Origin of the sequence: Massilia luteola, assembly GCF_034420155.1 — a bacterium.
In the GTDB taxonomy this organism is placed as follows: domain Bacteria; phylum Pseudomonadota; class Gammaproteobacteria; order Burkholderiales; family Burkholderiaceae_D; genus Telluria; species Telluria luteola.
Window position 1 is genome coordinate 16,817 of record NZ_JAXOFN010000008.1, and the last position, 18,783, is coordinate 35,599.

Here is an 18,783-nt window from a genome sequence, read left to right on the forward strand (position 1 = left end):
ATTTAAACGGCGGTTATTTGGCGTCCAGCGCTTCCCGGATGCCCGCGACGAACGCCCGCACCGCCGCCGGCCCCTGCTCCTTCGGCGTATTTTCCAGCTCCTGGATGATGCGGCTGCCGATCACGACGGCGTCGGCCACCGCCGCCACCGACCTGGCCGTCTGCGCGTCGCGGATGCCGAAGCCGACGCCGATCGGCAGCTTGACGTGCTCGCGGATCGCGGCCACGCGCTTGGCCACGTCGGCCGTGTCGATGCCGCCCGCGCCCGTCACGCCTTTCAGCGAGACGTAATAGGAAAAGCCGCTGCCGTGGCGCGCCACCTGTTTCACGCGCTCGACGGTGGACGTCGGCGCCAGCAGGAAGATCATGTCGAGGCCGTTGGCCTTCATCTCGGCCGCGAACGCTTCGCATTCTTCCGGCGGATAGTCGACCACGATGGCGCCGTCGGCACCGGCGGCCTTGGCGCGACGGACGAATTCGCTTTGGCCCATGCGCTCGATGGGGTTCGCGTAACCCATCAGCACGACGGGCGTGTGCTGGTTGGTCTTGCGGAACTCGACGACCTGGGCGAACACGTCGGTCATGCTGATGCCGAACGTGAGCGCGCGTTCGCAGGCGCGCTGGATGACGGGGCCTTCCGCCATCGGGTCGGAGAACGGGACGCCGAGTTCGAGGACGTCGGCGCCGCCTTCCACGAGGGCGTGCAGCAGCGGGACGGTCAGTTCCGGGGCCGGGTCGCCGGCGGTGATGAAGGTGACGAGGCCGGTCTTGCCCTGCTCTTTGAGGGCGTCGAAAGTTTGTGCGATACGGGACATGCTGGTTTCCTTGTATGTGGTTGGCAATGGGAGGATGGGGCTCAGCCGAAGTTGAGTCCCGCCCGTTGCGCCACGGTATGCATGTCCTTGTCGCCGCGGCCCGACAGGTTCACCAGGATGATCTGGTCCGCCGGGAGCGTCGGCGCCAGCTTGGCGGCGTAGGCGATCGCGTGCGACGATTCCAGCGCCGGGATGATGCCCTCGATGCGGCAGCAGTCGTGGAACGCGGCCAGCGCTTCGTCGTCCGTGATCGACACGTACTGCGCACGCTGGCTGTCCTTCAGCCACGCGTGTTCCGGACCGACGCCCGGATAATCCAGGCCCGCGGACACCGAATGCGTCTCGATGATCTGGCCGTGCTCGTCCTGCAGCAGGTAGGTGCGGTTGCCGTGCAGGACGCCCGGGAAGCCGGCCGTGAGCGACGCCGCGTGCTTGCCGGAGTCGAGGCCCTCGCCCGCCGCCTCGACGCCCACCAGCTTCACGCCCGGCTCGTCGATGTACGGATAAAAGATGCCCATCGCGTTCGAGCCGCCGCCGATGCAGGCGACGACGTAGTCCGGCTGGCGGCCCGTCATCTGCGGCATCTGCACGCGGCATTCCTCGCCGATCACGGACTGGAAGTCGCGCACCATCATCGGATACGGGTGCGGACCTGCGACCGTGCCGATGATGTAGAACGTGTTCTCGATGTTGGTGACCCAGTCGCGCATCGCCTCGTTCAGCGCGTCCTTCAAGGTCTTCGATCCCGATTCGACCGGGACGACGGTCGCGCCCAGCAGCTTCATGCGGTAGACGTTCTGCGCCTGGCGCTTGACGTCCTCGCTCCCCATGTAGATCACGCATTCGAGGCCGAAGCGCGCGCAGATGGTGGCCGTCGCGACGCCGTGCTGGCCGGCGCCCGTCTCGGCGATGATGCGCGGCTTGCCCATGCGGCGGGCCAGCAGCGCTTGACCGATCACGTTGTTGATCTTGTGGGCGCCGGTGTGGTTCAGGTCTTCGCGCTTGAAGAAGATCTGCGCGCCCAGGCCGTGATGCGCCCCCTGCTGTGACCAGCGCTTGGCGTGGTACACGGGCGACGGACGGCCGACGAAGTGCGCCAGCTCGTAGCGGAATTCTTCGAGGAATTCGGGGTCCTGGCTGTAGCGCGCGTAGGCGTCGTTCAGTTCGGCCAGCGCGTGGCTGAGCGTCTCGGCGACGAACGAGCCGCCGTACGGGCCGAAGTGGCCGGTGGTGTCCGGCAGCTGGTAGTCGGAGGTCTTGAACAGCGCTTGTGCGCCGTTAACTTGATTGGCTTTCATGGTGTGTCAGGCTTTCAGTGGTGGCATCGCCGGCCCGCACCGCGTCGACGAATGCGGCGATCTTGCGGGCATCCTTGATCCCCTTGCTCGCCTCGACACCGCTACTGATGTCGACCGCGAAGGGGCGTACTTGCGCCACCGCGCCAGTCACGTTGTGTACGCTCAAGCCACCACTCAAAACGACCCGAGGCGCGAGCTCTTTTGGAATCAGAGACCAATCGAAAACCTTTCCTGCACCGCCATAGGCATCCACGTAAGTGTCGAGCAGAAGGCCCGAGAACCAGGCACTGGCGGCGCGGTATTGAGCTTCCGATTCTAGCAAATCGACGGCCGTCGTGTCAGGTTTTACGCGAAACGCCCGCACGAACGGGCGTTGCACGGCACTCGCCAGCCGCGCGCACTGCCCGACCGTTTCGTCGCCGTGGAATTGCAGCAGCGCGACCGGACCGGCCGCGACGACCGCGCGGACCTCGTCCTCGGTCGCGTTGACGAACAGCGCGACGGTGTTCAGGAACGGCGGCAGTGCGCGCGCCAGTTCGGCGTAGCGCGCGGGCGTGACGTAGCGCGGGCTCTTCGGGTAAAACACGAAGCCGAGGGCGTCGGCGCCGGCATTGACGGCGGCGTGGAGGTCTTGTTCGCGGGTGATGCCGCAGATCTTGATTCGGGTACGGGGCATATCGAGCGGTTATCGATGGGTCAGAGCCCGGTTTTGCTTTTCAAGGGGCTCTGACCCCGGAGTTGCGGTTTTGCTTTTCAAGGGGCTCTGACCCCGGAGTTGCCGGCTGATGCTCAGCCAATTATTGGGTTGTAACGGGCGCTACCACTAACCACCGGGGTCAGAGCCCCAAAGGAAACACCGGGCTCTGACCCCTCTCCTGCGGCAGCCCCCACTTGGGATCGTAGTCGATTGTAGCAAGGTACAGCCCATCCGGCATGAAGGTCGGCGCCGCGGCGTCGCGCGAGCGCGCGGCGAGCACCTCGGCCATCCAGCCCGGCTCGTTGCGCCCCGTGCCCACATAGATCAGCGACCCGACGATGTTCCGCACCATGTGATGCAGGAACGCGGAGGCGCGCACCGTGAACACGACGATGTCGCCGCTGCGCTCGATGCCGATGTCGTGCATCTGCTTGACGGGCGAATTCGCCTGGCAGCCGGATGCGCGGAAACTGGAAAAGTCGTGCGTGCCGACCAGGTGGGCGGCGGCCGCGCGCATGCGCTCGACGTCGAGCGGCCGGAACACCCAGCCGGCGCGTCCCGCCAGCAGGGCGGACGGGTTGGCGTGGTTGTACAGCACATAGTGATAGGTGCGCGAGCGGGCCGAGAAGCGCGCGTGGAAATCCTGTCCTTCGACGTCCGGCGCGACCACGTGGGCCCAGCGCACGACGATCGACTCGGGCAGGAACGCGTTCGTGCCGCGCACCCACGATTGCGGCGCGCGGTCGAGGTCCGTGTCGAAATGGACGACCTGCTCGATGGCGTGCACGCCGGCGTCCGTGCGGCCGGCGCACGTCGTCGCGAGCCGTGTGCAGGCGAACTTCTCGAGCGCGATCTCCAACCGGTCCTGCACCGTGTCGCGCGATGGCTGTTTCTGATACCCGTTCCAGGCAGTGCCCACGTACTGGACACCCAAAGCGATTCGTGTCAAAGCGCGTGACCTTACGCCAGCGATGCGCGCATCGAGTTGGCGCGCGCCGCCTGCTCGGGACTGCCGCCGCGGATGACTTCGTCGAGCAGCTCGCGCGCCCCTTCCTTGTCGCCGATTTCCTGGTAGGCGATCGCCAGGTCGAGCTTCGTCTCCATCTCCATGTGGGCGGCGGACAGCGCGCCCGAATCGACCGGCGCGGACGGCGCGGCAAACTCCGGCTCGGACAGCGTCTGAACTTCCGGCAGCGGCAGCGCACCGTCGGCCGGCAGGTCGAGGTCGAAGCCGCCCATGTCGAATTGCGGTTCGGCGCGCTCCGGCGTGACGCGATCCGGCTCGGCGAACAGCGCGTCGGCCGGGGCCGGCGTGGCCGGGATGTCGAACATATGCTCGTCCAGCGCGGCCGCCGGGATCGAGGCCGGGCTTTCCGCGCGCGGCGTCTCGGCGATGTCGAAATCCATGGCGTCGAGGTCGAACAGCGGGTCGCGCTCCGCGGTTGCGGCGTGCGGCTCCGGCTCGGGCGGCAGGCTGGCCTGCAGTTCCGTCGGCAGGTCGGGCAGGTCGAATTCGCGCGCCAGGTTGGCCATCTCGATCTCGCCGGCGGCGGCGGTCGCGGCGGCCGGGGCCAGCAGATCGTCTTCCGTGTGCGCTTCCAGATGCGGCACCGGATTCGCGGCCGGGGCGGCGAAGTCCATGTCGAACGAGAAGTCGAGCGGGTCGTGCTCCGCCTTGTCCGGCGCAGCGGCCGGTTCGGCCGGCACCGCCGGGGCGGCGGTCGGCTGGTCGAATGCGCTCATGTCGAATTCGAGGTCGGGCACGTCGCCCACGTCGGCCAGCGGCTGCGCGACCTGCGGCGCGGGCGCCGTCTCGACCGGCTCGAACGCCAGGCCGCCCAGGTCGAAGTCGAGGGCGTGGTCGTCTTCCACCGGCGCCGGTTCGGTCGACGGCGCGTTGGTCACGGGGGCCGGTGCCGGCTGGGCCGTCGCCATCGCGTCGGCGAAGTGCTGGCTGAAATCCATCGGCTCATCGAGCGCCGCGGCGAACGGGTTATCCGCTTGCGCGTCGGCGACATGCGCGTCCGCGACATGCGCGTCCGCGACATGCGCGTCCGTCACCGGCACCGCGGTGGGCGCGCCGAAGACATCGTCCAGTTCCTTCGACAGCAATGCCTGCTGGCCCAGTTCCTCGGTGCTCGGCGCCGGACCGGCAGGCGTGAGGCTGTGGGCATACAGCGGGTTGAGCGGGTCGATGGACAGGCCCAGCGCGGCGGCCTGCGCCCACTCGTCGCCCTGGCCGCGCGTCATGCCGTACAACTCGGCGGCCTGCGTTTCGAACGCGCGCTGGTCCTTGCGGGCGGCGTAGATCTCGAGCAGCTTGAGGCGCACCGGATAGCGCTCCGGATGGGTGCGCAGGGCTTCCTTGAGGATCTCCTCGGCCTGGGCATCGCGGCCGTACGCGATGTAGACGTCGGCTTCCGCGACCGGATCGACTTCGTTCGTGTCGAGCTGGCTGGCGGACGGCGCGAAGCTCGAATTGAAGACGCTGTTGTTCGTGTCGACGCTCTGCCCACCCGTCTCGGCGAACATCGAGTGCGCCGGCTCGGCCGGCACGCCGAGGATCGACGGTTCGGCCACCGGCTTGACGACCTTCTGCTTGCGGCGCTGGGCGACGAGCAGGCCGCCGAGCAGCAGCGCGGCCACGCCGCCGCCGACCAGCGCCAGGTTGTTCATGATGAAGTCCATCAGGCCCGGTTCCGGCGGCGCGGCGGGCTTGGCGGGTTTGATGGTCGGCAGCTTCTTCGGCTGCACGTGCGGCGCGACCGGGGCCGGCGTTTGCGCCAGCGTGGCCGAAGGCTGCGCGGCAGGGGCCGGGGTCGACGCGTTCTTCTCGGCTTCGGCGCCCGTCTTGCTCTTGACGGTCGCCAGCTTCTCGAGGTCGTTCACATTGCGTTCGAGCTCGCGCACGCGCTGCTGCGCATCGGCCAGGGCCTTTTCCTTGGCGATGCGGTCCTCGGCGCTCATCGTCGCGCCCTTGCCGGCAGGCGTGTCCGGCGCGGCCTTGGACAGGCGCAGCTTGTCCTGGGATGCGTTGGCGGCCGTCGGGCGCTCCTCGACCTTGGCCGTGATCTTGCCGGCCGCGCCCTGCCCCGCCTCCGGGGTCTTGGCGGGTTCGGACGCGCCGACCTGGCCCGCCAGCTTGTTGCGGTAGGCGTTGAAGTCGGCCGCGTGGGCGATGACGACGCCATGCGCCTCGGCGTCGTCCGTGCCGCGCACCGCGTCGCCCGCCGGCACGGTCAGGATACGGCCCGACTTGAGGCGGTTCATGTTGTTGCCGATGAAGGCATCGGGATTGGCGCGGTACAGCGCGACGAGCATCATGTCGAGCGACACGTCGACCGGCTTGAACTGGCTGGCGATGCGGCCCAGGCTGTCGCCCGGCCTGACGCGGTACTTCGACGGCGCGGCCGCCGCCTGGGCGCCCTCGCCTTCCGTGGCCGGGCGCGCGCGGTTGCGCTGCGTGGCGGCGGTTGCGCCGCGGTCCGTCTCGACGGGGCGCGCCTGCGCGGGTGCTGGTGCCGGTGCCGGTACCGCCGCCTGCGGGCGCGGGGCCGGCGCGGCGCGCATCTCGCTGGGTGCCACCTGGGCCGACTGCGTCGCGCGCAGCTCGGCCGGATCGAGCAGGAACGTGTATTCGCGCACGAGACGGCCGTTATTCCACGACAGTTCCAGCAGCATGTCGACGAACGGCTCGTTCAGCGGCTGCGTGGAGCTGACGCGGATGAACTGGCGGCCGCCGCGCTGCTCGACGTTGAAGCGCAGCGACAGCAGGGCCGGATTGAAATCGATGTTGGCCGCCTTGAACGCGTCCGGCGACGCCAGCTTGGCCGCGAGGCCGGACGCCTCGTCCCCGGATACTGCCGTCAATTCGATTTCGGCGCGCAGCGGCTGGCCGAGCGCGGACAACACCGTGAGCTTGCCGAGACCGGCAGCATGCGCCGCGGACGTCAGGACCAGCGCACTTGCGACCGCCGCGGTGAGCTTCTTCAGCGCGGACGACTTCAGCGGGAGGCGATGAGTGACATGCATAGAGTAGAAAGCGGAGTGGGTTGACGGGGGCGCGCGACCTTGCCCGGAGGTCTCAGCAACATATCATCATGCACTGTGGCATGCAAGTTCTGCAGGGAGAAACATTCAGCGAGTCTGAGATATGTAGACGGTATATTCAGAGTTATGATGTTTTTTGGATGGTTCGGTGTCAATTCATCACGAAACCCGTCCTCGTCGTTCCTGCGCAGGCGGGAGCCCGGGTTGCGCATGTCGGCCGCTCGACATTGGGCCCCCGCCTGCGCGGGGGCGACGCGATCGAAATAAAAAGCAAATAAAAAAGGCGGCCCTGCGGCCGCCTCTCTCGCGCCCGCAGGCGACAGATTACATCACTTGTCCAAGACGATGCGCAGCATGCGGCGCAGCGGCTCGGCGGCGCCCCACAGCAGCTGGTCGCCGACGGTGAACGCCGAGATGTATTCCGGGCCCATCGACATCTTGCGCACGCGGCCGACCGGGATCGTCAGGCTGCCCGTGACGGCGGCCGGGGTCAGGTCGCGCACCGACGCTTCGCGCGTGTTCGGCACGAACTTCACCCACTGGTTGTCGTTTGCGATGATGTCGTTGATCTCGTCCAGCGGCACGTCTTTCTTGAGCTTGATGGTCAGCGCCTGCGAGTGGCAGCGCATCGCGCCGATGCGGACGCACAGGCCGTCGACCGGAATGACGCTGGCGCCGGCACCGTTGCGACCGAGGATCTTGTTGGTCTCGGCGCCGCCCTTCCACTCTTCCTTCGACTGGCCGTTGCCCAGGTCCTTGTCGATCCACGGGATCAGGTTGCCGGCCAGCGGCGCGCCGAACTGCTTGGTTTCCTCGGCCGACAGACCGTGCTGGGTGGCCAGCACGCCGCGGTCGATTTCCAGGATGGCCGACGCCGGGTTGTCCAGCAGCGGCTTGACGGCCGCGTTGATGGTGCCGAATTGCGTGAGCAGTTCGCGCATGTGCTGGGCGCCGCCGCCCGATGCGGCCTGGTAGGTCATCGACGTCATCCAGTCGACCAGGTCGTGCTTGAACAGGCCGCCCAGGCCCATCAGCATGCACGACACGGTGCAGTTACCGCCGATGAAGTTCTTGACGTCGCGGCTCAATGCGGACTTGATGACGTCGGCGTTGACCGGGTCGAGCACGATCACGGCGTCGTCGCTCATGCGCAGGGTCGACGCGGCGTCGATCCAGTAGCCGTTCCAGCCGGCCGCGCGCAGTTTCGGGAACACTTCGGTCGTGTAGTCGCCGCCCTGGCACGAGATGATGATCTCGCATTTGGACAGTTCGGCGATGTCGGTCGCGCTTTTCAGCTTGGTCTCGTTTTTCGCCATCTTCGGCGCGTCGCCGCCCGGATTCGACGTCGTGAAGAACACCGGCTCGATATGGGCGAAATCGCCCTCGTCCTGCATGCGCTGCATGAGGACCGAACCGACCATGCCGCGCCAACCAACCAGACCTACTAATTTCATTTTGATCCCTCGTTTGAAAATTACTCCGCCCCGTTCGGCGTATTCCTTGGTTCACGCGAAGGTGGGCACGGGGTGCCCACCTTCGCGTAACGTCGAATTAACCCAATGCGTTGACGACCGCGTCGCCCATCTGTTCCGTGCCGACGCGCGTCGTGCCGTCTTCGTGGATGTCGGCCGTGCGCAGGCCCTGGGCCAGCACCTTCTTGACGGCGTTGTCGATGCGGTCGGCCTGCTCGGGCTTGCCCAGCGTGAAGCGCAGCATCATCGCGGCGGACAAAATCGTCGCCAGCGGATTCGCGATGCCCTTGCCCGCGATGTCCGGCGCCGAACCGTGCGACGGCTCGTACAGGCCCTTGTTGTTGACGTCCAGCGACGCCGACGGCAGCATGCCGATCGAACCGGTCAGCATCGCCGCCTCGTCCGACAGGATGTCGCCGAACATGTTGCCGGTGACGAGCACGTCGAACTTCTTCGGCGCGCGCACGAGCTGCATCGCGGCGTTATCGATGTACATGTGTTCGAGCTCGACGTCCTGGTATTCCTTGTGCACGTCGGTGACGATGTCGCGCCAGAACTGGAACGTCTCCAGCACGTTGGCCTTGTCGATGCTCGTCAGGCGGCGGTTGCGCTTGCGCGCGGCCTGGAACGCGACGTGGGCGATGCGGCGGATCTCGCCTTCCGCATAGCGCATCGTGTCGAAGCCTTCGCGCTGGCCGGCGAACGGACCGTCCGGGCATTCGCGCACGCCGCGCGGCTTGCCGAAATAGACGTCGCCCGTCAGCTCGCGGATGATCAGGATGTCGAGACCCGACACGACTTCCGGCTTGAGCGTGGACGCGCCGGCCAGTTCCGGATACAGGATCGCGGGACGCAGGTTGGCGAACAGGCCCAGTTCCTTGCGCAGGCCGAGGATGGCCTGTTCCGGACGCAGCGCGCGCTCCAGCGAGTCGTACTTGAAGTCGCCGACGGCGCCCAGCAGCACAGCGTCGGCGGCTTTCGCCAGCGCCAGCGTGCCCTGCGGCAGCGGATGGCCGTGCGCGGCATAGCCGGCGCCGCCGACTTCCGCGCTTTCCAGCTCAAACGATTCGCCCAGCGCCTTCAGGACCTTGACGGCTTGCGCGGTGATTTCGGGACCGATGCCGTCGCCCGGCAGGATTGCAATCTTCATGTTCTTGTTCTCAGTTCAGATGGTGTTGGCGAGCCACGGCTGCGCGCGCAGATGGCGTTCCTCGTAGGCGCGGATGTCGTCGGCGTGGCGCAGCGTGAGGCCGATGTCGTCCAGGCCGTTCAGCAGGCAGTACTTGCGGAAGTCGTCGACGGCGAATTCGAACGCGAGGCGGCCGTCCGGCGTGCCCACGGTCTGCTTCTCGAGGTCGACGACCAGCTTGTAGCCGGGGAAGGCCTTGACTTCATTCATCAGCTGGTCGACCTGGGCTTCGCCGAGAACGATCGGCAGCAGGCCCCCCTTGAAGCAGTTGTTGAAGAAGATGTCGGCGAAGCTCGGCGCGATGACGGCGCGGAAGCCGTACTGCTGCAGGGCCCACGGCGCGTGCTCGCGCGACGAGCCGCAGCCGAAGTTCTTGCGGGTCAGCAGGATCGACGCGCCGGCGTAGCGCGGCTGGTTCAGCACGAAGTCCGGATTGACCGGGCGCTTCGAATTGTCCATGCCCGGCTCGCCGTGGTCGAGATAGCGCCACTCGTCGAACAGGTTGGGGCCGAAGCCGGTGCGGCGGATCGACTTGAGGAACTGCTTCGGAATGATGGCGTCGGTGTCGACGTTGGCCCGGTCCAGCGGGACCACCAGTCCTTCGTGTACGTTGAATTTATCCATGATCGACCCGATTATTTCCCGCCGGCGCCCGTGATGACCTGGCCGACCTTCTGCACGTCCTTGCCGACGCCGGAGATGGTGTTGCAGCCGGTGACGGCGAGTGCGATGAGCGCGAGAGCAAAAATTTTCTTCATTGATTTCTCGTAGGATGGGCACCCGTGCCCACCGATATATGCGATTACGGAAACGCATGGTGGGCACGGGGTGCCCACCCTACTGCTTCTCAGATTTTACGAACGTCGACGAAGTGGCCCGCGATACCGGCCGCCGCGGCCATCGCCGGCGACACCAGGTGCGTGCGCCCGCCCTGTCCCTGGCGGCCTTCGAAGTTGCGGTTCGACGTCGACGCGCAGCGCTCGCCCGGTTCCAGGCGGTCGGCGTTCATCGCCAGGCACATCGAGCAGCCCGGCTCGCGCCATTCGAAACCGGCGGCCTTGAAGATCGCATCCAGGCCTTCGCGTTCCGCCTGTTCCTTCACGAGGCCGGAGCCCGGCACCACCATCGCCAGCTTCACGTTCGAGGCGCGCTGGCGGCCGCGCACGACAGCGGCGGCGGCGCGCAGGTCTTCGATGCGCGAGTTGGTGCAGGAACCGATGAACACCTTGTCGATCCGGATGTCTTCCATCGCGGTATTCGGCTTCAGGTCCATGTAGACCAGCGCCTTTTCCATCGCGTCGCGCTTGACCGGATCCTTTTCCTTGTCCGGATCGGGCACGCGGCCGTCGATCGTCGTGACCTGCTCGGGCGACGTGCCCCAGGTCACCTGCGGTCGGATGTCGTGCGCGTTCAGCTGCACGACCAGGTCGAACTTCGCGCCCGGGTCGGTGTGCAAGGTACGCCAGTACGCGACGGCCTGTTCCCACTGCGGGCCGACGGGCGCGAACGGGCGGCCCTTGACGTAGTCGATGGTCGTGTCGTCGACGGCCACCATGCCGGCGCGCGCGCCCGCTTCGATCGCCATGTTACAGACGGTCATGCGGCCTTCCATCGACAGCGCGCGGATGGTCGAGCCGCCGAATTCGATGGCGTAGCCCGTGCCGCCAGCCGTGCCGATCTTGCCGATCACGGCCAGCACGATGTCCTTGGCGGTCACGCCGGCCGGCAGTTCGCCGTCGACCTGCACCAGCATCGCTTTCGATTTTTTCGCCAGCAGCGTCTGCGTGGCCAGCACGTGCTCGACTTCCGAGGTGCCGATGCCGTGCGCCAGCGCGCCGAACGCGCCGTGGGTCGACGTGTGCGAGTCGCCGCAGACGACGGTCATGCCCGGCAGCGTGGCGCCCTGCTCCGGGCCGATCACGTGCACGATGCCCTGGCGCTTGTCGTTCATGTTGAAGTACGTGAGGCCGAAGGACTTGGCGTTGCTGTCCAGCGTTTCGACCTGCAGGCGCGACGTCGGGTCAGCGATGCCGTGCGAGCGGTCGGTGGTCGGCACGTTGTGGTCGGCTACGGCAAGGTTGGCCGAAGTGCGCCATAGCGGGCGGCCGGCTTCGCGCAGGCCTTCGAACGCCTGCGGGCTGGTGACTTCGTGGACCAGGTGACGGTCGATATACAGCACGGTGGTGCCATCCGCATCGGCACGCACGACATGCGAATCCCAAAGTTTGTCGTAGAGCGTTTTTAACATAATGAGTTGCGAAGTCCAGAGAAACGACCGCTTCATGCGGGCATGGTCTTTGATTATGCCATATTTGTGCAATGCGGAAGCAAGGGCCTTCAGGCACGATTATTCCAATGAACTCATCGATATAAAAATTTTGTTCGGATGTGTTTTCAGAAACGCAAATAAAAAAAGCCTGCGCATTTCCTGCGCAGGCTTTTCGTAGCTTTGTAGCAAAAATGACGGCGGCGTCGTTTATGCGGCCAAACGCACCGTCGAGCGGCAACCGTCCATGAGGAACGACAGGCCGACGACCAGCACCAGCGATCCTTCGGCCGAACGCGCCGTGCCGGTGATGCCTTCGACGGTCAGCGCCGTCATCGGCTTGATCACTAGGTCGGCCGTGCCGTCGACGGCTTCCACCGCGATGATGTACGGCTGCGGGGCGTTGATGACGATGCCCACGCGCTCCACGCACTCCTCGTAGCCGAGCGACAGCGCCAGCGAACGCACCGGCAGCGGACGGCCCTGGTCCTTCAGCACCGGGGCGCCGCCGACCTGCATGAAGGTCTCCGGCAGCTCGACCACGCGCTCGACGACGGCCATCGGCAGGGCCAGCTGCGCGCCCGACGTCGACACGAGCATGGTCGGCACGATCGACAGTTCGATCGGCAGGCGGATCGAGAACTTCGTGCCCGTGCCCAGGTTCGAGTCGATGCGGATCGCGCCGCGGTTCTTCTCGACGGCCGTCTTGACGACGTCCATGCCCACGCCGCGGCCAGAGACCGACGACGCCACTTCCTTGGTCGAGAAGCCGGGCAGGAACACGAGCTGGTACGCCTCGTCGTCGCTCGTCGCCTGGTTGTCGCTGATCAGGCCCTTTTCCATCGCCTTCTTGCGCAGCTTGGCCGGGTCCATGCCGCGCCCGTCGTCCTGCAGCACGATCATGACGCTGTTCGCTTCCTGCCAGGCTTTCAGCAGGATGAACGCCTTGGCCGGCTTGCCGTTGGCGACGCGGTCTTCCGGACCCTCGACGCCGTGGTCCAGCGCATTGCGCAGCATGTGCACGAGCGGGTCGTACAGGCTGTCCACGACGACGCGATCGACTTCCGTCTCGGCGCCTTCGATGGTCAGCTCGACGTCCTTGCCGAGGTCCTTGGCCAGCTCGCGCACGAGGCGCGGGAATTTCTGGAACAGGCGGCCGACCGGCTGCATGCGGGTTGCCAGCGTGGCGCGCTGCAGCTCGGCCGAGTAGCGCGACGCGCGTTCCAGCGTCTCGGTCAGGGTCGCCATCAGCGTCGCGGCCTGGCCCTCGAACTTGAACTGCGACAGGCGCTCGAGCAGCACAGCGGCCTGGTTCGCGGCCTGCACGGATTCGCCGGCCACTTCCAGCAGCGCGTCCAGCTTGACCGCGTCGATACGGATGCTCTCGTCCTTCGCGGGACCGGTGCTGGCCGGCTTGGCCTCGTTGCGGCGCTCGATGCCGTCCCAGCCCGGCTTGCCCGGTGCGGCGGCGTCAGGCGCCGCTGCCGGCACCGGCGCGGCGGCCGGCGCTGCCGCCTCGGCGGCCGCGGGCGCCGCGACAGCCGGCGCGGCGCCCGGCGTATAGGTGCCCGCCGGGACGACCGCCATGAACATCGCTTCCCAGTCGAGACCATCGGCAACCGCCACCGCGGCCGGCGCAGCAGCAGCAGGTACCGGTGCTGCGACAGGCGCCGGCGCGGCCGCTGCCGGCGCGGGCACGGCCTTGGGCGCGGGCGCGGCGTCGTTGCCGGCGATGGCCTCCTTGAGCATGCGCTCCAGGTCCGGCGGCATCGACGGCAGCTGGTCCGGCGTGGCGCCGTTGTTCAGGTCACCCAGCTGGTCGGCCACGAAGCCGGACGCCTGCAGCGACGCTTCGATCGCGGCCGGCGTGACGGGGGCCGCGCCGGTGCGCAGCGCGTCGAACAGGTTTTCCGTCAGGTGGCAGGCGGCGACGAGCGCCGGCAGCCCCATGAAACCCGCGCCACCCTTGATGGTGTGGAACGAGCGGAACACCGCGTTCAGCGTTTCCTTGTTATTGGGATCGCGTTCGAGGTGCAGCAGATGCTCTTCGACATTTGCTGCAAGATCCATCGCCTCGACGACGAAATCCTTGAGCATTTCATCCATTAGAATCCCAGATCGGCAAGAAGGTCATCGACACTGTCCTGGTCGAGCGCCGCGGACGGCACCGACGGACCCTGCATCAGCGTTACGGGCTGCTCCTGCTCCTGCGCGGCCTGCTTCTGCGCCAGCTTTTCCTTGACGTCCGGCGGCGCGCTGTCCTTGAGCAGCTGGGTCAGCTCGTTCTCGACCGTCTTGGTGATGACCACGACTTTCTTGATCAACTGGCCGGTGATGTCCTGGAAGTCCTGGGCCATCATGATCTCGAGCAGGCGCGCCTTCTCGGCTTCCGTCGCTTCCGAGACCAGCTGGGCGAACTGCTTCGAATCGCCGGCCAGGGCCTTGAACTGCTCGATCGAGAGCTTGCCCGCGAACAGGTCGTCCCAGCGGTTTTCCATGTCCTTGGCCTGCTTGGACAGCAGGTCCTGGGCCGGCATGCCGTCGTCCAGGGTGTTCAGTACCTTGTTGGCGGCCTGTTCGGTCAGGGTGGCGACGTATTCCAGGCGGTCCTGCGCGTCCATGATCTGGGACGATGCCTCGGTCAGCGCCTTGTCGTAGCCCAGCTCGCGCAGCGAGTCGTGCAGCAGGCGCACGATGCCGCCCAGGCGCTCGTACATGCCTTTTTCGTGGTCTTCCTCGCCGGCCTCGGCCGGCGCGGCGGCTGCGGCTGCGACCGGCGCGACCGGCGCAGGCACGACGGCCGGGGCCGGTGCGCTGGTGGCCGCGACCTGGTCGAACAGGGCCTCCAGGTCGTCGGTGTCGTCGCTGGCGGTGGGTGTGGGTGCTGGTGCCGGAGCGGCTGCGGGCGCGCTGGCACGCTGCGCTGCCACTTCCTCGAATAGTGCGTCGAAATCGTCAGCGGCGTCGGTCATAGTCCCTGCTTCTCCATAATTTAAATGTCGCAATCATCTTTGCTGTGTGCGGTACGGCTGCCGTCATGACGCTGACGGTACGAATTTCCGACGAGTGTATCAGTGTGGTTGCCGTAGGTAAATCTTCGAAAATGCCCGCGCAGCCGAATCTTGGGTAATCTTGGTCTGTCGACAATCTTTTACAGCCGTTTCTGAATCATTTCGCAAAGTATCTGTTGTATTTTTTTATCGCTGGGTAATTTGTGACATCCGGTATTTGCCTGCGGACAGCCGAGCACATCACTGAGCAAGATCAAGCATTTACGTTCTGCCAAGAGGTCAAACGCGAACTACAATGAGAACGTAGCGTGACGTGAGGGAGGACTCACCATGTACCAGAAAATTCTGATCACCACCGACGGCTCCACGGTATCGCAGCACACCGCTTGCGCCGGCGTCAAATTCGCCCAACAGATGGGAGCCGAAGTACTGGCCCTGTTCGTCGCGCCCGAGTACCAGTACCCGGTCTATGTCGAGATCATTCCGCCCGCCTACCCCAGCGAGGAGGAATACGTCGAGCAGATGCAGCGGCTGGGCCAGGAATACATGGGCTCGATCGTGCGCTCGGCGGAAGGCTGCAGCCTCAAGCATGCCTGCATCACGGCGTTTTCCGACGCGCCGGCGCTCAAGATCGTCGACGTGGCGGAACAGCAACACTGCGACCTGATTTTCATGGGCTCGCACGGCCGCAGCGGCTGGGGGCAATTGCTGCTAGGTAGCGTGACCAACAAGGTGCTGTCGCATACGAGCAAGCCCGTGCTGGTACACCGCCTGATCCGCGAACCCGGCACCTGAGCGACTGACTGCAAGTTGTCGCACCGTCATCGGACAGTAGGCATTGTCCAAAAAAAGGCAACGTCAATGTTGCTGACGTGATATCTTTTTACCTTCTATTTTACAATTGACCCCTTGGGGACACTTTATGATTCGCATTGTCATCGCCGACGACCACACGATCATGCGCGAGGGCCTCAAGCGTATCCTCGACGGCGCGCTCGACATCGAGATCGTCGGGGAGGCCATCAACGGCTTCGAAGTGCTGTCGCTGGTGCGCCAGGGCGGCTTCGACCTGTTGCTGCTCGACTTGTCCATGCCGGGCCGCAGCGGCGTCGACCTGATCCGCCAGGTGCGCAGCGAGGCGCCCAAGCTCGCCATCCTGATCCTGACGATGCACGAGGAAGAGCAGTACGCCGTGCGCGCCATCCGCGCCGGGGCGCAAGGCTATCTCACCAAGGAAAGCGCGGGCACGCAACTCGTCGGCGCGATCCGCAAGGTGGCGTCCGGCCGGCCGTACATCAGCACCGAAGTGGCTGAGCAGCTGGCGCTGAACATCATGGCGCCGAACGAACAGTTGCTGCACAAGCAACTCTCGGACCGCGAATTCGAGGTATTTTCGCTGCTCGTGGGCGGCAAATCGATCACCGAGATCGCCAACAACCTGCACCTGTCCGTGAAGACGGTCAGCACCCACAAGACCCGCATCATGCAGAAAATGGGCATGACCTCCCTGTCGGAAATGGTCCAGTATGCGGTCGCGCACCGTCTGCTGGCACCGATGAAGGCCTGACAGGGCACCGCCCGAAACAACTAGACGTTCCGACGACACGTTTTGTGCCCTGCTTCGGCGATTTTCCTGCATGCGCAGGGCCCAGTCCGCACGCGTACTCCTACCCACGTTTCATTCGCATTCCCCTCTGGACGACCGGTTGGCAGTAAGAAAATTCCTACAGCTTGACGCTCCCTCCTACTACACATTCAGCCGTTGCTGATATTAATGCCGGACTCGTGTTGGCATACTGACTTCAGCGTTTCGACTTGCCTGCGGTCCATACCCGTATCCAGTCAGTCCGCCCTGTGCTCCGACACCGCGCTGGCATCACCGGATCGCAGCTTGCTTCTTTGAAATCCTAAACCTGGAGATGAGTATGCAGTCCCAGCTAACTTCAGAACAACGCAACGCCTCCCCGTCGACCCTGCACTCGTCACAGATGGAAGCCGGACGTCAGCGCCAGGGTCGTCTCTGGTCGAACCTGAAAGAGGTCTGCGACCTGCTTCACATCCCGGCCGCCGTATCGATGAATACGGAGGAGCTGTTGTTCCAGCACGTGCAGTTCAAGACCGGGCAGCGCGTGCACACGATCGGCCAGGCGTTCGACACCCTGTACATCGTCAACTCCGGCTTCCTGAAAACCGTGCTGATCGATGAATTCGGCAACGAACAGGTGCTCAGCTTCCCGATGAAGGGCGACATGCTCGGCGTCGACGGCATCCATACGCGCCATTACGCGTCGGAAGCGGTCGCCCTGTCCGACTGCGACCTGATCCTGGTGCCGTTCAAGAAATTGACCGCCCTGGGCCGTGTGCACGCCGAGCTCGAGAACCTGATGTATGGCGTGATGAGCCGCGAACTGGTGCGCGAACAGGCCATGATCGGCATGCTCGGCGCCCTGTCGGCCGAAGCCCGTGTGGCGCGCTTCCTGATCTCGCTGGCCGACCGCTTCGCCGCGATGGGATATTCGAGCAAGTTGTTCAACCTGCGCATGACCCGCCATGAGATCGGCAGCTACCTCGGCCTGACGCTCGAGACGGTGAGCCGTACCTTGTCCGCATTCAACGAAATCGGCCTGATCACGGTCGACCAGCGCACCATCGGCATCAAGGATCCCGACGCCCTCAAGACGCTGCGCCGCCTGCCGCCATCGCGCGCGCGCGCCAAGCAGAACGCCAAGCACAAGGCCGAAGCGGACAGCGCCGGCGATGGCCAGGTGCTGGCCACGGTCTGACGCTGCCAAGCGCGGCGCGACACCGCGCCAGTCTCACTGTCGACGATAAAGCCGGTTCCGCGCGGAAGCCGGCTTTCTGTTTATTCGCCGCCGCTCAATCGCGGATCAGCACGCCATCGTTGACCTTCACCCGATCGCCGACGCGGAAGCCCGGATTGTTTTCGTACGGGATGGTCTGCGTGGCACCGTTCGGATAGCGTACGACGACTTCGTAGCGCTGGCCCGCATGGGCATTGCGCTCGATCTCGCGGCCCGCGAGCGCACCGCCCACGGCGCCGGCGACGGTGGCCGCCGTGCGTCCGCCGCCGCTGCCGACCTGGTTGCCCAGCAACCCGCCCACGACGGCGCCGGCGCCCGTACCCAGGTAGCTGCCGTCGCCGCTGACCTGCACGACGTTGACGGCTTCTACCGTCGCGCAATTCGTGCAGTAGCGCGCCACGCGCGGCTGGCTGTTCGGGTTGATGCCCTGGCCATTGCCACCCGCCATCAGCGGTTGGCCCAGCGTGGCGACCGTGTAACGGCCGTTGGCGCGGATCGTGGCCGTGACCGAGGCGTCCGGTGCGATATGGTCGTTGCGGCGGATCGTGTACAGGCCGCTGTATTCGCCCGGCCGCACTTCCGGCAGGAAGAAGATGCCGCGTGTACCGGCGATCTGCACCTCGACCTTGGCGCCCGGCGTGCCGTGCACGGTGAATTTCAGTTCGTTGCCCGGTCCCAGGTCGTCGCTCCCGCGCACGTCGAAGCGGTCGACGTGCGGCATGTTGGACGCCGTACGGCCGGCGCGATCGTCATCGCGGCCGGGACCGCGCACGATCGATTCGGCCAGCAGGCGCGTCGTCACCATATTGTTCACGCGCAGGTTGGCGGTGACGGCGCTGCCCGGATTGATGCGGTCATGCGTGCCGATCGTGTACGTGCCCTGGTAGGTGCCGGGCGACGTTTCCGTCATCGTCAGGTTGCGCGTGGCGCCGTCGATGCGCAGCGTGGCGTAGCCGCCCGGCGTGCCGTACAGGTCGAAGTTCAGTTCGGTGCCCGGTTCCAGGCGCCGCACTTCGTCCACGTTGAAACCGTCGATGCGCGGCGCCAGCCGGGCCGCGCGCGGATGTTCCTGCGCATGCACGGGTGCCGTGACGGTCATCGAGAGCAGGGGCAGCGCGGCCACGACGGCCGCGGCCAGTGTCTGTCGGGTTGTTGCCATGAGGT

At 65.9% G+C, this 18,783-nt stretch carries 16 protein-coding genes; 3 read left to right on the forward strand and 13 right to left on the reverse strand.

Going from position 1 to position 18,783, the window contains the following annotated elements; translation table 11 throughout:
• Nucleotides 1-13 precede the first annotated feature (13 nt).
• The 12 genes from trpA to U9J41_RS11170 all read right to left on the reverse strand — a co-directional run bounded on the left by trpA (nucleotide 14) and on the right by U9J41_RS11170 (nucleotide 14,758).
• Nucleotides 14-814 carry a tryptophan synthase subunit alpha gene (trpA, locus tag U9J41_RS11115; RefSeq protein ID WP_322402248.1) on the reverse strand — a complete coding sequence of 267 codons (801 nt, stop codon included), beginning with the start codon at nucleotides 812-814 and terminating at the stop codon, nucleotides 14-16.
• A gap of 41 nt (nucleotides 815-855) precedes the next feature.
• Nucleotides 856-2,112, reverse strand: a complete 1,257-nt coding sequence (gene trpB / locus U9J41_RS11120; RefSeq protein WP_322402249.1) for a tryptophan synthase subunit beta — start codon at nucleotides 2,110-2,112, stop codon at nucleotides 856-858.
• Nucleotides 2,093-2,788: a phosphoribosylanthranilate isomerase gene (locus tag U9J41_RS11125; RefSeq protein ID WP_322402250.1), complete on the reverse strand. Its 696-nt coding sequence runs from the start codon at nucleotides 2,786-2,788 to the stop codon at nucleotides 2,093-2,095. The genes trpB and U9J41_RS11125 overlap by 20 nt, the downstream gene beginning before the upstream one ends.
• Nucleotides 2,789-2,948: 160 nt before the next feature.
• A complete protein-coding gene (gene truA, locus U9J41_RS11130) occupies nucleotides 2,949-3,758 on the reverse strand; it encodes a tRNA pseudouridine(38-40) synthase TruA (RefSeq protein WP_322402251.1) in 810 nt (269 codons plus the stop codon).
• Nucleotides 3,759-3,769: 11 nt separating this feature from the next.
• Nucleotides 3,770-6,841, reverse strand: a complete 3,072-nt coding sequence (locus U9J41_RS11135; RefSeq protein ID WP_322402252.1) for a motility hub landmark protein FimV — start codon at nucleotides 6,839-6,841, stop codon at nucleotides 3,770-3,772.
• A gap of 347 nt (nucleotides 6,842-7,188) precedes the next feature.
• On the reverse strand, nucleotides 7,189-8,313 hold the full coding sequence (gene asd / locus U9J41_RS11140; protein ID WP_322402253.1) for an aspartate-semialdehyde dehydrogenase: 1,125 nt from the start codon (nucleotides 8,311-8,313) through the stop codon (nucleotides 7,189-7,191).
• 97 nt (nucleotides 8,314-8,410) lie between these two features.
• The gene (leuB, locus tag U9J41_RS11145) at nucleotides 8,411-9,481 is read right to left on the reverse strand and encodes a 3-isopropylmalate dehydrogenase (protein WP_322402254.1); all 1,071 of its coding nucleotides are present in this window, start codon (nucleotides 9,479-9,481) and stop codon (nucleotides 8,411-8,413) included.
• Nucleotides 9,482-9,496: 15 nt separating this feature from the next.
• Complete coding sequence (gene leuD / locus U9J41_RS11150; protein ID WP_322402255.1) at nucleotides 9,497-10,144, reverse strand: 3-isopropylmalate dehydratase small subunit; 648 nt, start codon at nucleotides 10,142-10,144, stop codon at nucleotides 9,497-9,499.
• Between the two features lie 11 nt (nucleotides 10,145-10,155).
• The gene (locus U9J41_RS11155) at nucleotides 10,156-10,278 is read right to left on the reverse strand and encodes a lipoprotein (RefSeq protein ID WP_082547895.1); all 123 of its coding nucleotides are present in this window, start codon (nucleotides 10,276-10,278) and stop codon (nucleotides 10,156-10,158) included.
• 89 nt (nucleotides 10,279-10,367) lie between these two features.
• Nucleotides 10,368-11,768: a 3-isopropylmalate dehydratase large subunit gene (gene leuC, locus U9J41_RS11160; protein WP_322402256.1), complete on the reverse strand. Its 1,401-nt coding sequence runs from the start codon at nucleotides 11,766-11,768 to the stop codon at nucleotides 10,368-10,370.
• Nucleotides 11,769-11,996: 228 nt separating this feature from the next.
• Nucleotides 11,997-13,892, reverse strand: coding sequence for a chemotaxis protein CheA (locus U9J41_RS11165; RefSeq protein WP_322402257.1), 1,896 nt, complete (start codon nucleotides 13,890-13,892; stop codon nucleotides 11,997-11,999).
• On the reverse strand, nucleotides 13,892-14,758 hold the full coding sequence (locus tag U9J41_RS11170) for a protein phosphatase CheZ (RefSeq protein WP_322402258.1): 867 nt from the start codon (nucleotides 14,756-14,758) through the stop codon (nucleotides 13,892-13,894). Before U9J41_RS11170 ends, U9J41_RS11165 begins: the two co-directional genes overlap by 1 nt.
• Before the next feature lie 369 nt (nucleotides 14,759-15,127).
• Between U9J41_RS11170 and U9J41_RS11175 the strand changes: the two genes are divergently transcribed.
• The 3 genes from U9J41_RS11175 to U9J41_RS11185 all read left to right on the forward strand — a co-directional run bounded on the left by U9J41_RS11175 (nucleotide 15,128) and on the right by U9J41_RS11185 (nucleotide 17,580).
• Nucleotides 15,128-15,592: a universal stress protein gene (locus tag U9J41_RS11175; RefSeq protein WP_322402259.1), complete on the forward strand. Its 465-nt coding sequence runs from the start codon at nucleotides 15,128-15,130 to the stop codon at nucleotides 15,590-15,592.
• 127 nt (nucleotides 15,593-15,719) lie between these two features.
• Complete coding sequence (locus U9J41_RS11180; protein ID WP_036232923.1) at nucleotides 15,720-16,364, forward strand: response regulator; 645 nt, start codon at nucleotides 15,720-15,722, stop codon at nucleotides 16,362-16,364.
• Nucleotides 16,365-16,785: 421 nt separating this feature from the next.
• Nucleotides 16,786-17,580, forward strand: a complete 795-nt coding sequence (locus U9J41_RS11185; RefSeq protein ID WP_322402403.1) for a Crp/Fnr family transcriptional regulator — start codon at nucleotides 16,786-16,788, stop codon at nucleotides 17,578-17,580.
• Nucleotides 17,581-17,674: 94 nt separating this feature from the next.
• Here the strand turns inward: U9J41_RS11185 and U9J41_RS11190 are convergent, their stop codons facing one another.
• Nucleotides 17,675-18,778 carry a glycine zipper 2TM domain-containing protein gene (locus tag U9J41_RS11190; protein ID WP_322402260.1) on the reverse strand — a complete coding sequence of 368 codons (1,104 nt, stop codon included), beginning with the start codon at nucleotides 18,776-18,778 and terminating at the stop codon, nucleotides 17,675-17,677.
• Nucleotides 18,779-18,783: the final 5 nt, after the last annotated feature.

Bases quoted from the DNA above. Each gene is read 5' to 3' on its own strand.
- leuD (WP_322402255.1), bottom strand. From the start codon at position 10,144: ATGGATAAATTCAACGTACACGAAGGACTGGTGGTCCCGCTGGACCGG.
- trpA (WP_322402248.1), bottom strand. From the start codon at position 814: ATGTCCCGTATCGCACAAACTTTCGACGCCCTCAAAGAGCAGGGCAAG.
- U9J41_RS11125 (WP_322402250.1), bottom strand. From the start codon at position 2,788: ATGCCCCGTACCCGAATCAAGATCTGCGGCATCACCCGCGAACAAGAC.
- U9J41_RS11175 (WP_322402259.1), top strand. From the start codon at position 15,128: ATGTACCAGAAAATTCTGATCACCACCGACGGCTCCACGGTATCGCAG.
- U9J41_RS11165 (WP_322402257.1), bottom strand. From the start codon at position 13,892: ATGGATGAAATGCTCAAGGATTTCGTCGTCGAGGCGATGGATCTTGCA.
- U9J41_RS11155 (WP_082547895.1), bottom strand. From the start codon at position 10,278: ATGAAGAAAATTTTTGCTCTCGCGCTCATCGCACTCGCCGTCACCGGC.
- U9J41_RS11135 (WP_322402252.1), bottom strand. From the start codon at position 6,841: ATGCATGTCACTCATCGCCTCCCGCTGAAGTCGTCCGCGCTGAAGAAG.
- leuB (WP_322402254.1), bottom strand. From the start codon at position 9,481: ATGAAGATTGCAATCCTGCCGGGCGACGGCATCGGTCCCGAAATCACC.
- asd (WP_322402253.1), bottom strand. From the start codon at position 8,313: ATGAAATTAGTAGGTCTGGTTGGTTGGCGCGGCATGGTCGGTTCGGTC.
- trpB (WP_322402249.1), bottom strand. From the start codon at position 2,112: ATGAAAGCCAATCAAGTTAACGGCGCACAAGCGCTGTTCAAGACCTCC.
- leuC (WP_322402256.1), bottom strand. From the start codon at position 11,768: ATGTTAAAAACGCTCTACGACAAACTTTGGGATTCGCATGTCGTGCGT.
- U9J41_RS11180 (WP_036232923.1), top strand. From the start codon at position 15,720: ATGATTCGCATTGTCATCGCCGACGACCACACGATCATGCGCGAGGGC.
- U9J41_RS11170 (WP_322402258.1), bottom strand. From the start codon at position 14,758: ATGACCGACGCCGCTGACGATTTCGACGCACTATTCGAGGAAGTGGCA.
- U9J41_RS11190 (WP_322402260.1), bottom strand. From the start codon at position 18,778: ATGGCAACAACCCGACAGACACTGGCCGCGGCCGTCGTGGCCGCGCTG.
- U9J41_RS11185 (WP_322402403.1), top strand. From the start codon at position 16,786: ATGGAAGCCGGACGTCAGCGCCAGGGTCGTCTCTGGTCGAACCTGAAA.